Consider the following 13,125-nt stretch of genomic DNA (forward strand, 5'->3'; position numbering starts at 1 on the left):
TATATAAAACACAGCGAAACACAAGCAAAACTACTTAACAATCTAACCACGAACAGCCTGCACACAGTGTGTGCGGAAAAGGAGGAAGCTATGTCTTGTTCAAAGAAAAGTTCAACAACGATCCGTAACAGCCTTATATCGGCAGCGGCTATCTTGACAGTCGCCTGGTATTCGGCGGATGCCAAAAGCGAAACCCCCGTGCTTACAGAGGCAACAACCACGGCCGCAACCGCTGCCGCCGCATTAAGCCCGAAGGCTGAGGCAGTCCCCGCGATCTGGAAAGCGTCGGACGCGGACACGAATGTTTATCTTTTTGGAACCATTCATTTGCTGAAGGAAAGTACGAAATGGGAAAGCGCGGCTTTTTCCAAAGTGTTTGACGAAGCATCAGCCATTTACCTTGAGGCAGATGTAAGCCCGGAAGCACAATCAAAGCTTGCGCCGATCGTTCAAAAATATGCATTTCTTGAGAACGGTGAAACATTGTCTGGTGTCTTGGGCGATCAAAGCGATGTGGTCCAAAAGGGCGCACAAAAACTGGGATTGCCGTTTGAGCGGATGCAGGGAATGAAGCCCTGGTTTGTTGCTGTTCAATTTGCCGGCAAGCAAATGATAGATGCGGGATACACGCCGGGCGCAGGGGTTGATGCGGTGATCGCAGCGAAGGCAAAAGCCGCGCAAAAACCGATGCGCTTTTTTGAAAGCGTTGATGAGCAGCTAACGATCCTGTCGTCATTCCCGATGGACGGGCAGGTTCGTGTACTGGCGCGTGCCTCAAAGGAAATTCAGGATAAAGGGGTTAGCCAGCTTGATGAATTGGTTGATGTCTGGAAAGTCGGTGACGTTGACGGGCTGAATGCGGTCGGCCTTAAGGATATGGTTTTAAGCACACCGGAAGCGTACAATAAAATTATCGTAAACCGCAATGCGAACTGGACAGAGCAAATCAAGGATCTGATGGATAAGGAAGCGGGAACCTTCCTTGTTGCTGTTGGTGCCCTCCATCTAGCAGGTGATGATAGTGTGGTTAAAATGCTGGAAGCAAGCGGGGTTTCTGTTGCTCGTCAGTAAGGCCATTTTTAATCTTAAAGTGTTGGGATACTGAGCGGTCTGCCCCTCAGTATCCTGCCCGTATTTACCAAACAATAATGAAAATCAAAGCGTTCAAACCCGTTATCAAGCCTATCATGACGGCAGCCATTATTAAGGCCCGCATGGGCGTGAGCGACCCCACTTCTTTCATAAAGCAGAAATATTGCCATGCGGGGATACCGAAGATTGGAATTGAATTATAACTATAAATTTCCTGCGAGACGGCTATTCCATAGGTTAGGCCGATATTGTCAATAACGGCGCTGGTACCAATAATCCAGAAAACGGATGTGGCCATTTGGTAGAAAGCAGCACGAAGGCTGACGTGTAATGTCCAGTTGGGGCCAATCCAGCGCTTTGGTATTTGACCGAGAACGCCAACTATAATGGTGAAAATATAAAGCGGTCCGATATAGGAAATAACCTGCCAGATGTTTCCCTCTGCGGCTGCATTTGTGACACGATACGCATAACCCGCCCCCAGAAAACTTCCGTTGACCTTTAGTATTTCCGGTGTAACAAAAAATCCAGCAAGCACCATAATGATGATGATAGCAAAAACAAAAAACACGCCGGGCCCCAACAGCATACCTTTTCTGCCGTCGTCTTCCTGATGAAGAAGCAAGGGGGCCAAACGTCGGGGCTGGAAAACAAGGTAAAAGAAGGTTGGAAAAACGCTTAGCGCTGTTAGCGCTATATTTTCCGTTAGTTTATCGATCGCACCGATAATGTTTTTCTGACTGGCATTAAGATCCGGTTCCAGCATTTCTATCCCTCCCCATACAGTATATTCCCGCATGTCAGCCTACCCTGAAAGGGGCTGAAGGGAAAGCACAGACAGAAAATGCTGTTTTGCTTGCGGCACTAGCTTACCGTTCCACAGCGATCAACTGAATATTTTCCTTTTCCTTACCAAAGCCAATGCTCTTGGGTTCTTTAAGTATAAAGTGCGGATCATTGAGCATAGAATATATTCGTTTCATGCCTAAAATCCCGAAAATGATGAGTGGGAGAAACTAATGATCGACCATCTCAGTGTGCATGTTGCCTTTCGAGCAACGAAAGGCGATCAGGTTGATGCCTTTTATGAGGCCGCACTTTTGTATGACAGTGTGTGCGACGGCAAGCCCGGCACGCGTAAGTATCCCCATGCTGATGTATACGCGGCTTGTGTAGGTTATCCGTTTGGTCATAAATTAGAGGTTATATGCAGTGGTTTTGCTGGATAGATACTTTTTGAATAATCAACAGCCCATAGACGATTTTAGGGGCTGTTGATATTGTCAGGAATGTTATATTAAGATAAGTCCTTGATGATCTGCTTTATATCATCCTTCATTTCAGTAGCATCGTCTTTTGCCAGTATACCGTTTAATTTTGATGAAGTTTCTGTCGTTGTTTTGGTAACGGCTTTTTTGACTTCTGATTTGACTTTTTCTTTGTCGCTTCCTTTTACGATTGTTACTAATGTATCTGAGAAACGTTGAAGAATCTGTATCACAGCTTCTGCGGAAAAGCCCCCGATGACACCGAGTAATTCAGGGCCGTATTTAATTATTCCAGTTTCTCCAAAATTATCGCCAGAATTAGGGATTATGATGTTAGCCAGTAAATATCCCGCGAATATTCCCAAAATTAACCTTATTAGGTAAACCTGTGTATAACCAGGGTCAAATGTTTGAGCTTTGATATATTGACTAGCTGAATATAAAGCATAAAAAGCAGACCCAAGAAAGGCACCACCCAGCGAACTTATTAAGATATTTGTGCTAAAGTCTTGTTTTGCAGTGGCGACTGGTGTTTTTTGAGCTTCAGTTTTACCAGAGGAGAGTGTCCCCTGTGGCGACGCTGGTGTTTCGGGCTTTTCTTGAGCTTCAATTTCACCAGAGGAGAGTGTCCCTTGGGGTGACGGTGGCGCTTCAGGCTTTTCTTGTTTTGTGCAGGTTGCTATTTTTGCACACGTTTCCAGGTTTGTGCATGTGGTCACATTTGTGCAGGGTGCAGGGCCAAATATATTGGCAAACATTATCATTAAAAACCCAACAAAACCGACCAAGGAACTAATCATAACGGTTTTGTTGTTTAATGTGGAGCTGGCATCAATAGACATAGGGGTTGCGGGTTTGCACAGGTCGCCCAGAGTGTTATGCAGACTTAACAGATTATCGGTACCGATGTTGGAGGCTTCAGTTGCCGGACGGGCGTTGTCTGCATTGGGTATATCAAGGGTCTTCAATAAAACGCTAACTTCTGTCGGAATTGATTTACCTGTCTTCGCAAGGTACTTCAGCATAGTCTGTATTTCAGAAAATAGCTGTGATTTGTAGTCATTAAGCATTCTTGCCTCCTAGAAGTGTGTTTTGAAGCCTAATTCCACGACATTGTCACGGTCAACATCCAGTGGAAGTTCGCCGTTACTATAGGAAACATACATGCCGCCGAATAACCCGGTTAGGCTTACAGTCCATAACCGTTGATCGGTTAAGCCAGCCGCTTGGACCGCAGCCGAAGGCGAAAGTTCGCGGTAGTAGCGATAGTTTGCCGTTAAGAATACCGTATCGTCAGAGTATTTATCCAGTGCATCGATACCAAGATCAGGTATTCTGAATAATGGTGCGCTGTAGGAAGCTTCAAAATTTATTCGAGCATAGTTTGATGCATCACCCGCTAACAGCACACGAGGCGTTTGATCATCAGGGTCAACTTGTGCAACGGCAAAACGTAAAAGTGGAAACTGTGTGCCGCGCGGACTAAGGTCTGGGTCTAATCCGGTCATAAACCTTACTATAGCAGCAGGATAATCAACCACATTTAGCCATTTAATGCTGTCTTTTTGTCGATAGTCATTCAGTGAAGCATATATTGAACCACCGTAGGTAAACTGCGATGCATTGAATGTTTGGTCAGTTTCATACCCAATATCTGCGGAAGCACTGGCAATAAACGTGACCCCTAAAGCTTCTCTATATGTATCAAGAGGGTCTTGACTCACGGTTCGTTTAACAGCTTCAGGGTATGAAATATTACCATTATCAGTATGCTCTTTTATCGCTGCACGACTACGCTGCTTGAACACATCGTTATGTTTTAAAGATTGCCCGCTAAAGTAACCCAGATGGCCTGTCAGCGACAGTTTTGTATCAATCATGTTTAAGGGATTGTTGCTGTCTTCAAACGCAAAGGTCCCTTTGCTTTGAAAATCAATTGACCCGAATGTACGATAGTGGCTACCGCAGTTCTGCGGGCTATCATTATCATTACAACTTAAATTTTTGTTGCCATTTCCAAATGTACGAGATAGCGAATAGTCATATTCAATACCGAAATTGGCTTCCCCATCAGATTCAAAGGCCTTAAATTTCAAGGTTAACCCTTTATATTCAAACTTTTGATCTTCTAACGCATTTATCAAGAGGTTTTTAGGGTCCAAGCGTTTGCCAGAAATGATATCACAAAATGCATTTATCGTTTGAGTTTGTTGGTTCGAACTAAGTGCAGTAAATTCAGGAAAATTGGTATCTAGTTTTTCCTCGCAATTCTCTACTTCATTAAAAGCATTAGCGTTACTAGTATACATCGACATATTTAATATCATGCCGATACAAAATATTAATCTTATTATCACGTGAATACTCCTTAAACTTAAATTTCATCTTCGAATTTGATTAATTTATCTATTTCATGAGCAAATCCACTGATGGTGCTCTCTTCATCGCTGATAAAAGTAGCTAGGCTTTCTATTACAGAATCTTCATTCTGGCCGTCTTCAAAGGAAAACTCTTGAGTCCGGTTTATCGCATAGTAAATATTTTGGGCGGCGCTTTTGGCTGCAGCTTGATTTTGGTCATTTCCCGCACCAGGTACGATACCAAGCAGTCCACTTATTTTTATATTAGCTAACTGATTTGCTGTGAGCATCTCTAAGGATGGTTCTTTCGCGAAAAAATAAAAAATTGTTGCTCTGCGTGCATCAATGGAATCAGGCCATAGATTTTCTGGCATTTTTCTCTCCCTTTTGATCATTCTTAATGTTTTGGTAACTATTATTTATTGCATACATACATCGGTAAAGTCTGTGACGGTTGGCACGGTTGGTGAAATTTTATTTTTCGCCCTATATCGTCATATTTGGTGTGTTTTCAGGCAGGATTGGACGGCTTTTGCCGTAATTGGCCTGGTTTCGGCACAATCGGCGATTTTCGGCATAGTTTTTCCGAAAACATCATAATTCCGGCAAAGGCCGGACATCATCCCATTTCATAACGGTCCGCATATCAATCTAAGAAGCGAGACCTATCATGACACAAACAGCACCTACAAGGCTGAGGGCAGGGTATGCCCGCACGCAGGCGCGGCCATCCAAACAAAAACCAAATGACCTTCAAATCGCAACGACGCTTTATAAAGCGGGAACCATTTTTCAGATCGGGATTTTAATTCTATCGCTTTTGTTCGCCTTCTCAGTGGCATCTGCTGCCTCCGAGCACGGTGATACCAAGCGTGCGCTTGGCGGATTGAAAATTGTTCCCATCAGATCAGCGGATACGGCGGCAACGGGCGAGCCCCAAGATAATTCTGGCCAGTCTCCTTCGCCTCGCCAGCCGCATGGAACTGACGTGCTTCCTGCTATCCCGCGGCCAAGCGCACCAATTATTGAGGATGCGCTTCTGCTCGCGAGTGAAATTGATGTGAAAATCACCGGCATGATCGTCCACACCACGGTTAAGCAAACCTTTAAAAACCAAACTGCTGACTGGATTGAAGGGATGTATCGTTTTCCGCTGCCGGATAACGCCGCCGTCGATAGCATGACCATGATCATCGGTGATCGCCGGATTGTCGGGAAAATCAAGGAAAAGGAAGCCGCGAAAAAGATTTATACCGATGCGGTTAAGGCCGGTAAGAAGGCGGCATTACTGCAGGAACATCGGCCCAACATGTTTTCAACACGGGTTGGTAATGTGGCACCGGGTGCGCTGATTGCGGTTGAGCTAACGTTCCTCTCTACCGCAGGGCAAAATAACCTCAAATTCGATTGGACCATGCCGCAGGCGATCACCCCCCGCTTTAATTTCCAGCAGCCTTTGATCGACGGCGATGGCACTTCGATTGCGCCTTCTGGTGTCTCTTCTGGTGCTGATCTTTATGATGTTAAAGCGGCTAGAGAAAACCCATATAAGGGCAGCGCGAACAAAACCTCTTTTTCGGTTCACCTGAACGCGGGAACAGCCATTGAAAACCTATTAAGCACGAGCCATGATCTTTCGGTTACCCGCTTTGGCGAAGGGGAATTTCGGATTGCCCTAAAGGATGGTGCCTTGCCCGCGGACCGTGATTTTAACCTGTCTTGGGAACTGGTGCCCGGCAGCAACGTGCAATCGGTATTGTTCAGGGAAACAGGCCCGCTGATCATAGTGGACGGCGAGGCCGCGCGGGAAGATGCCGACTATATCCTTGGGTTTGTTTTGCCACCAAATCCCACTGTTGACTTGTATGTGCCGCCGCGTGATGTGGTGTTCATTATCGATACCTCGGGCTCGATGGGCGGGGCGTCCATCCGACAGGCGAAAACCGCGCTTTTGCACGCGGTTGATCTGCTGCGCCCCGAGGATAAGTTTGATATTATCGAGTTCAATAGCAACCACACGCGCCTGTTCGGCAATAGCGAAATGGTAACCTCGGAAAGCCTTGCCCGTGCCCGTCATTTCATCCGCCGGTTGGATGCAAACGGTGGCACAAACATGATGCCTGCCCTTAAGGATGCGCTCGATGATGCGCGCGACCTCGAGGCCGAAAAGCAAATCCTTTTCTTAACTGACGGCGCTGTGGGGTATGAGGATGCCATGTTCCGCCTTGTGGAGGAGAAACTCGGCAGTGCGCGTTTGTTCACTGTCGGGATCGGAAGCGCCCCCAACGGCTGGTTTATGCGTAAGGCAGCGGAATTTGGCCGTGGGCTGCATATCCAAATTGGCGATGTGGCGACAGCGGGTGTGAAGCTGGAGGAACTCTATAGCGCGATGGCACGCCCAAGCCTTTCCTCATTATCGCTTTCCAGACCGTTTTCTCAGGCGCTTTCTGGGCCGCTTTCATCAGATTTGGATGATCCCACAGGTGAAAATAACCGCGCTAGCATTGAAAGCTACCCCGCAACCTTGCCTGATCTTTTCGGTGCGCATCCTGCGGTCTTTATGGCGCGCGTTCAAAAGGGCACTGGCCTTGAAACGCTTCAGCTCTCTGGCGTGCTGCCGGACGGCGGGAACTGGCAGAAAGACCTTAAGCTATCGGACGTTAAGGAAGGCAAAGGCATCGCCAAAATGTGGGCGCGTAAAAAGGTGGAGGGCCTTATGGATGCGCGGGTTCGCGGCGCCAACCCTGATATGGTGCGCAAGGATATTCTTGATGTCGCCCTGATGCATAAAATCCTCAGCCCATTCACAAGCTTTGTCGCTGTGGAAGAGAAAATATCGCGCCCTCAAACTGACGCACTTAAACTTTCCAACGCTAAGGGTAACCTGCCGCACGGCACGGAAGCCAAAAGGTTCCACGGGCCGCGCACGGCAACGCCGCTTTCCTTCAAATTTATCAGTGGGTTGATTGCCTTCTTCCTCGCGCTGGTTGGGTTTTTGGTGCTGAAATATCCGCTACCAAGGGTCAGCAGCCTTGCAAGTGGGCGCCTACCATGAGTGAAATGTTCATGAGTGAAATGGCACAAGAGAGTAGGTGGCCCCAAGGGGCTGAGAGGCCCCAAGTGAGTGAAAGGAAGGACGCTGCTGGCGTCCTTCCCATCGGGCGGTCGGTGGCAAACAGCAAGACGAGGAACCGCAATCAACGGCGCAGGCCGCGCATACCCATGACCTTTAAGCTCGTACTTGTTTTGCTGATTGGCTTCACGGGCTATCAGTGGTTCGGCGCGGGGCTGATCGCCTTTAAGGCATGGCTTGCCCCCATATTAATTGAGCATGCGTGGGAGCGCGACAGGGCAGACGCCGCTGACATAGGGCCACTTGCCACCACGCCGACAAAGCCATGGCCGTGGGCCGATACCTACCCGGAGGCGAAATTGACCCTGCTTAAATCCCCAGGACTATATAAATCCAAAGGGCTTAATAAATCCGAGGGACTTGATAGGACGGAAGTTGCCCATCGTTTTGTGCTTAAGGGCACGGATATGGCGGCGCTGGCCTTTGGCCCTGTGCGCCTGGAAGGGACGGGTGCGGATATCCTTTTTGGGCACAGGGAAACCCATTTCAGGATGCTTCAGGATATTCAAAAGGGCGATGTCCTTAAGATGGAAAACCGCGAAGGCCGCGTGCAGGCCTATGAGGTGAAGGATATCTGGGTCACCCATATGGATGAAATGTATGCCCCGAACGTGTCTGAGGGCGGGAAGGGCCTGATGCTCGTGACCTGTTATCCGTTTGACGGTATCAGTTCGCCCGGCAATATGCCAACGGACCGATATATCGTGTGGGCAGAACCCATCTCACCGCGCATCAGCGGTTAGGAATGGCAACTTTCGCTGGTCTTTACAGCCTTTATGAATTGGTTTTGATCCGCATCATCAGGTCGCGCTGCGGGTCATCGCCCATCATAAAATTATGGACGCCGAAAACCTCAAGGTTTTGGCGTTTGTAAAATTCGATCGCACGTGGGTTATCCTCCCAAACACCCAGCCATAACCACGGCATGTTTGCGCTTTGTGCGAGCGAAATCGCATGCCTGATCATGGCTTTGCCAACACCTTTGCCCTGATGATCGCGTGCGGCGTAAATACGCTCAAGCTCCATCGCGTCCGGAAGGTCCTGTTCGGTCTGGGCTGCTCCCGTGTTGACCTTCAGGTACCCTGCAACTTCACCCGAAATCACGGCAAAGAAAAACTGCGAATTCGGGTCCGCAAGTTCAGCCCTAAGCGCGCTGAGCGAGAAGGAATTTTCAATATAGGCCTCTATATTTTCCGGCATGTTGGCGGCGGCGTAGGTATCACGAAATGTTTTGACCGAAAGCGCGCGCAGAACCGCAACATCAGCGTGCATTACAGGAATGATACGAATGCTATGTGCCATGACGATAGTGCCCAACGTAATTTCAAAAAACGGGCGAAGAAACCCCGGCCATTGCCCCATACATCCAAAATTGCTGACGGCCATGATAGCGATGCAGGCTGAAATAGAAAGCCTTTTCCATTGTCGCCATAGGTTCGTTGATTGCATACATTATCAACCGGAAGTGTTGTTATAGTATCTTAAAATGTGTAATTCTATGGTACAATGACAAGCGTCCTGAAAGATAATACTGGGTTTATCCAATGCAATTCAAACAACATCGAATAGTGCGCACCTTTCTAAAAAGGGTTGCTGGATATGTAAGCCTATTTTTACTGCCAACAACCATTGGGTGTAGTTCTCAGGTTGAACGTTTTACGAGTTACGACGTGCTGGATGCACAAGAGCTGGATATAAAAAAACTTAAAATCAACGGTGGAACGCCAGACCGTTTCATAAACAGGGATTTGATTGTTTTGGGATTTCGTTCAAAGAAAATGCAACAGCTATATTTGAAGGAAGAAAATGCGAAAGCACATAATTTTGAGGGCTGCATAGATTTGTTTATTGATACTGATCATGGTCATCAAATTCCCTCAGAGGTTAGAAAGGTAGCTTTGCTGGGTGAGTTGATTATTTTACCAGCAGTGAATGGCACTGAAATAGTTTCATACGGTAAAGACGGGAAAATATCGCACGCCGATTGCCAGAGTTTAACTGCTACCGGAGATTTTTTTTACTTTAATGTAAAAAGAATTTTAACTGAGGAGGAAGTGTCTAATCTAAAGGCAAGATAGGGAATTGTATCGATTACAACACTATGAAAGCATAACAGGCAGGGATGGCAAAAAACCTCTAAATTATTACTGTTATCTACAAAAAGGCTATGGGGGAACAATGATATATAAACAAGTATTCGTAATTCTTTCTGTCTGCGTGGGTTGCGCTACGGTTCCTAAAACATGGGAACCGAGGTTTTATGCCCATGAGAATCCTAATGATGTTAATACATTCACGGCCATTTTGCCGTTGATGCAGCCAGATGATACGAAAACAACTATGGCTCAAATTGACACTTACATCGCAGAGATGGTCAAAAAAACTAATATTTGCCCTGATCGATACGAAGTTGCCGATAAATATTTTGAATATGAAGAGATCTGTTTAGATCACTGTCCAAGGGCCCTAAAGGATTTTCGGGTTGTTAAAGCCATTGGCCGCTGTCTGGAGAGCGAGGTCCAATAAATACTCGCGACGGAATTGTCAGATTAAATCGCTCTGACATCTCCCAACAACACGTTCTCTGGTCATACTCACTATGGTAGCTTGGTTCCTTGAAATACGATGCCTTTTCCATTGCGAACGGGTGGGGCTGAGGCTAGGATAGGGCGCACCCGAGCATGGTGCGGTGAGTGCCTGCCCCCATAGGGGCTTCCTCCTCAGGAACTTCTAGTAGGGGGCTTCCTATAGAGGACTTCCGATAGAGGATATGTCATGGATGAAACCGCTACAAAATCGCTTTCGACCCCATCTAGTTTAGCCTCGTCTAGTTTAGTTCCGCCCAGTTTGATTCCACCCAGCCCGCCGCGGCCCTATATCGACCCAAACACCAATATCGTGAAACGCTACGTCCGGTTTTTTCGCCTGCTCGCGAAAAACCCGCTGGAAGTGTATTCCAAGGCCTTTTTTGATGAGGACATTGTCGACGGTGAAATATTCGGGGCCAATTTCGCAACCATTTCAAATCCCGATGGTATTCGGCATTTTCTGGTAACGAACGCGAAAAACTATGGCTTTAATCGCCTGCGCGAGGAAATTCTCGTCCCCTTACTGCGGGAAGGGTTGCTGGTTGTGGAGGGTGACCTTTGGAAGCACACGCGCGGTGCGCTAACCACCGTTTTTACACCGCGCTATGTTGCGGGGTTAGCGGACACCATGGCGCTCGTTGCGCGCGAGCACGCGGACCGGGTGGCGACAGCGAATGTTGATGGCGCACCGCTTAAAGTATCAGACGCGATGGTGGATATTACGCTTGATGTTTTGATGCGCTGCATGTTCCCCGCCAGTCAATTGGTTGATAAACCTTCTGGCCAATCTTCTGGCATGGGCGCTCATAACGCTGGCTTTGACGCCAAGCGTTTCACCGAAAATATTGATATTTTGCTCACGGATTATAGCAGCCCGCATTTCCTTGATTTTGTAGGCGCGCCCAAATGGATACCCCGTACAGGCCACGCCCGCCGTGACCGCGTTGTGCGTGATGTGCAGGCGCAGCTGCGCGGTGTTGTGATGGCGCGGCGCAAGGAAATCGAGGCAGCCGAGACAGAAAAAGCCAAAGATAATACAGTAAATAATGATGGTGATCTTCTCAGCCTCCTTTTAACCGCAGGGCGGGATGGGGGCACCCCACTTAGTGACGATCAGGTGATTGATAATATGATCACCTTTCTGGCGGCGGGGCATGAAACCAGCGCCCGTTCGCTCGCATGGACCTTCTATCTGGTGTCCGAGGCACCGGACTGGGCCGCAAAAATCACCGAAGAGCTGGATCGTGTTGACCTTGATGCGCTCGCGCCGAGCGAATGGCAAAATGCGCTTCCGGTTCTAACGGCTGTGCTCAAGGAAAGCATGCGGTTATACCCCGCGGCGGGGGTGATCTCCCGCGAGGCGAAGGTGGATGATACGATCTGCGATCAGGCGATCCCCAAAGGCACGCTCGTGAGCGCAGCGCCGTGGGTTCTGCATCGTCACAGCAAACTCTGGGAAAATCCCGATGCCTTTGACCCAAGCCGTTTTATCGGGGATGCCGTGAAGGCTATTCCGCGCTTTGCCTACCTGCCGTTTGGTGCGGGCCCACGGGTTTGCATCGGGGCAAGCTTCGCCATGCGGGAAATGATCATTATCCTCGCGGTGTATCTGAAACGGTTTACGTTCACCCATGTGGGCAAAGACCACCCCATGCCGATCATGAACCTGACCGTTCGCCCGTCAACTGATCTGGAGATGCAGGTTAAGGCGCGGGAGTGAGGGAAGGGGGTAGCAGCTATTTTAACTATATTGTCATACCAGTAAGTGCAGCCTTTATGCTGCTCTAGATATTTCGATTGTATCATCCACGATAGTAGCCACATATTCTTGTGCGCAATCCAGCCAGTCTTTTGGTAGCGGGTTTTCGGCTAATGGATTATGCACCAGATACAAATGAGGAAAGCATGTTTCGCGATAGTCATTTACCCATAAACGTGAACACCCAATCAATGCACTAACGTGTGCATAATCAGAATTCAGAAAGTTATCGGTTGGGATATTTGTATCTGTGCTAGGCTTCCTTACCGAGCTACGCCAGCTTTGTCGAGGCTCACCAAATTCGAGTGTTTCACGATTAATTGGGACCTCAATTGGTCCCACAGGAAAGATAGACTCTACTGCAAACGGCATGTCAGTTATACCAAAGTCATCTCCACAATTGGACAACCTGCGACCATTGATAGCGATTACAAAGGGTTGATCCTTTTTGGCATATCCTTTTTCAATATCAGCTAGATGTTTTTTTGCTTTGGTAGCGAAGCTAGATGTCCATTTGAGCAACATTGCTTCATGTGGCATACTTCTGCAATAATCCGTTTCTGGATTGATCCATTCTGGGGGTAAGCCATCTGGAGATGGTGTGGTAGCTTCTACCAAAACAGTTGGTTCATCGGCGCGTTGAAGCTGAAAATCTGGGCCCGCTCTTAGCCCATTAATTTCAAACCCCTCGCGAAGTAAAAGGCCATAAAGTACAGCTTCCCAAGCACGCGAAACAAAAGTGTCATCACCTTTAATCAATTCACTGATAAATTCATTATCAGCACAACCTGATGCAGCAAAGTCGTTGAATATTTTTTTAAAATAGTCGTGTAACCAATCGGCTTGTGGAAATCGTGAACGCACAAATTCTGAAATTCTGTTGTTAGTCATAAGTTGACATTTTCCGCGCAACTTTTCCATTTTG

General features: G+C 47.7%; 13 protein-coding genes. 7 read left to right on the forward strand and 6 right to left on the reverse strand.

Features of this window, described 5'->3' with window-relative positions; genetic code table 11:
* Window positions 1–90 precede the first annotated feature (90 nt).
* A complete protein-coding gene (locus tag KFF44_RS04180; RefSeq protein ID WP_255937571.1) occupies window positions 91–1,071 on the forward strand; it encodes a TraB/GumN family protein in 981 nt (326 codons plus the stop codon).
* Between the two features lie 64 nt (window positions 1,072–1,135).
* Here KFF44_RS04180 and KFF44_RS04185 read toward each other — a convergent pair whose 3' ends face one another.
* Window positions 1,136–1,891, reverse strand: coding sequence for a hypothetical protein (locus KFF44_RS04185; protein WP_255937574.1), 756 nt, complete (start codon window positions 1,889–1,891; stop codon window positions 1,136–1,138).
* Window positions 1,892–2,111: 220 nt separating this feature from the next.
* On the opposite strand from KFF44_RS04185, the gene KFF44_RS04190 reads away from it, so the two are divergent.
* Window positions 2,112–2,321 (forward strand): hypothetical protein, encoded by a 210-nt coding sequence (locus KFF44_RS04190; RefSeq protein WP_255937576.1) that lies wholly within the window; start codon window positions 2,112–2,114, stop codon window positions 2,319–2,321.
* Between the two features lie 68 nt (window positions 2,322–2,389).
* Here KFF44_RS04190 and KFF44_RS04195 read toward each other — a convergent pair whose 3' ends face one another.
* The 3 genes from KFF44_RS04195 to KFF44_RS04205 are packed head-to-tail and all read right to left on the reverse strand — an operon-like array spanning window position 2,390 to window position 5,094.
* Window positions 2,390–3,430: a hypothetical protein gene (locus KFF44_RS04195; protein ID WP_255937578.1), complete on the reverse strand. Its 1,041-nt coding sequence runs from the start codon at window positions 3,428–3,430 to the stop codon at window positions 2,390–2,392.
* Window positions 3,431–3,439: 9 nt separating this feature from the next.
* Window positions 3,440–4,675: a hypothetical protein gene (locus KFF44_RS04200; RefSeq protein WP_255937581.1), complete on the reverse strand. Its 1,236-nt coding sequence runs from the start codon at window positions 4,673–4,675 to the stop codon at window positions 3,440–3,442.
* A 59-nt stretch (window positions 4,676–4,734) separates the two neighbouring features.
* Window positions 4,735–5,094 (reverse strand): hypothetical protein, encoded by a 360-nt coding sequence (locus KFF44_RS04205; RefSeq protein ID WP_255937584.1) that lies wholly within the window; start codon window positions 5,092–5,094, stop codon window positions 4,735–4,737.
* 296 nt (window positions 5,095–5,390) lie between these two features.
* Here KFF44_RS04205 and KFF44_RS04210 point away from each other — a divergent pair, with 296 nt between their 5' ends.
* Window positions 5,391–7,775, forward strand: coding sequence for a marine proteobacterial sortase target protein (locus KFF44_RS04210; protein ID WP_255937586.1), 2,385 nt, complete (start codon window positions 5,391–5,393; stop codon window positions 7,773–7,775).
* 65 nt (window positions 7,776–7,840) lie between these two features.
* Window positions 7,841–8,596 carry a sortase domain-bontaining protein gene (locus KFF44_RS04215; RefSeq protein ID WP_255937588.1) on the forward strand — a complete coding sequence of 252 codons (756 nt, stop codon included), beginning with the start codon at window positions 7,841–7,843 and terminating at the stop codon, window positions 8,594–8,596.
* A gap of 31 nt (window positions 8,597–8,627) precedes the next feature.
* On the opposite strand, the gene KFF44_RS04220 is transcribed toward KFF44_RS04215, so the two are convergent.
* Window positions 8,628–9,155, reverse strand: a complete 528-nt coding sequence (locus KFF44_RS04220) for a GNAT family N-acetyltransferase (RefSeq protein WP_255937590.1) — start codon at window positions 9,153–9,155, stop codon at window positions 8,628–8,630.
* Between the two features lie 242 nt (window positions 9,156–9,397).
* On the opposite strand from KFF44_RS04220, the gene KFF44_RS04225 reads away from it, so the two are divergent.
* From KFF44_RS04225 to KFF44_RS04235, 3 genes are all read left to right on the forward strand, one after another.
* On the forward strand, window positions 9,398–9,931 hold the full coding sequence (locus KFF44_RS04225) for a hypothetical protein (RefSeq protein ID WP_255937591.1): 534 nt from the start codon (window positions 9,398–9,400) through the stop codon (window positions 9,929–9,931).
* A gap of 100 nt (window positions 9,932–10,031) precedes the next feature.
* A complete protein-coding gene (locus KFF44_RS04230; protein ID WP_255937592.1) occupies window positions 10,032–10,379 on the forward strand; it encodes a hypothetical protein in 348 nt (115 codons plus the stop codon).
* Between the two features lie 249 nt (window positions 10,380–10,628).
* Complete coding sequence (locus KFF44_RS04235; protein ID WP_255937595.1) at window positions 10,629–12,161, forward strand: cytochrome P450; 1,533 nt, start codon at window positions 10,629–10,631, stop codon at window positions 12,159–12,161.
* Between the two features lie 54 nt (window positions 12,162–12,215).
* On the opposite strand, the gene KFF44_RS04240 is transcribed toward KFF44_RS04235, so the two are convergent.
* Entirely contained in the window at window positions 12,216–13,121 is a 906-nt protein-coding gene (locus KFF44_RS04240; protein ID WP_255937596.1) for a hypothetical protein, read from the reverse strand.
* Between the last annotated feature and the right edge of the window lie 4 nt (window positions 13,122–13,125).

It is taken from the genome of Kordiimonas sp. SCSIO 12610 (assembly GCF_024398015.1).
GTDB lineage: Bacteria > Pseudomonadota > Alphaproteobacteria > Sphingomonadales > Kordiimonadaceae > CANLMI01.

Bases quoted from the DNA above. Each gene is read 5' to 3' on its own strand.
- KFF44_RS04205 (WP_255937584.1), bottom strand. From the start codon at position 5,094: ATGCCAGAAAATCTATGGCCTGATTCCATTGATGCACGCAGAGCAACA.
- KFF44_RS04220 (WP_255937590.1), bottom strand. From the start codon at position 9,155: ATGGCACATAGCATTCGTATCATTCCTGTAATGCACGCTGATGTTGCG.
- KFF44_RS04185 (WP_255937574.1), bottom strand. From the start codon at position 1,891: ATGCGGGAATATACTGTATGGGGAGGGATAGAAATGCTGGAACCGGAT.
- KFF44_RS04235 (WP_255937595.1), top strand. From the start codon at position 10,629: ATGGATGAAACCGCTACAAAATCGCTTTCGACCCCATCTAGTTTAGCC.
- KFF44_RS04190 (WP_255937576.1), top strand. From the start codon at position 2,112: ATGATCGACCATCTCAGTGTGCATGTTGCCTTTCGAGCAACGAAAGGC.
- KFF44_RS04195 (WP_255937578.1), bottom strand. From the start codon at position 3,430: ATGCTTAATGACTACAAATCACAGCTATTTTCTGAAATACAGACTATG.
- KFF44_RS04230 (WP_255937592.1), top strand. From the start codon at position 10,032: ATGATATATAAACAAGTATTCGTAATTCTTTCTGTCTGCGTGGGTTGC.
- KFF44_RS04200 (WP_255937581.1), bottom strand. From the start codon at position 4,675: ATGTCGATGTATACTAGTAACGCTAATGCTTTTAATGAAGTAGAGAAT.
- KFF44_RS04225 (WP_255937591.1), top strand. From the start codon at position 9,398: ATGCAATTCAAACAACATCGAATAGTGCGCACCTTTCTAAAAAGGGTT.
- KFF44_RS04210 (WP_255937586.1), top strand. From the start codon at position 5,391: ATGACACAAACAGCACCTACAAGGCTGAGGGCAGGGTATGCCCGCACG.
- KFF44_RS04180 (WP_255937571.1), top strand. From the start codon at position 91: ATGTCTTGTTCAAAGAAAAGTTCAACAACGATCCGTAACAGCCTTATA.
- KFF44_RS04240 (WP_255937596.1), bottom strand. From the start codon at position 13,121: ATGGAAAAGTTGCGCGGAAAATGTCAACTTATGACTAACAACAGAATT.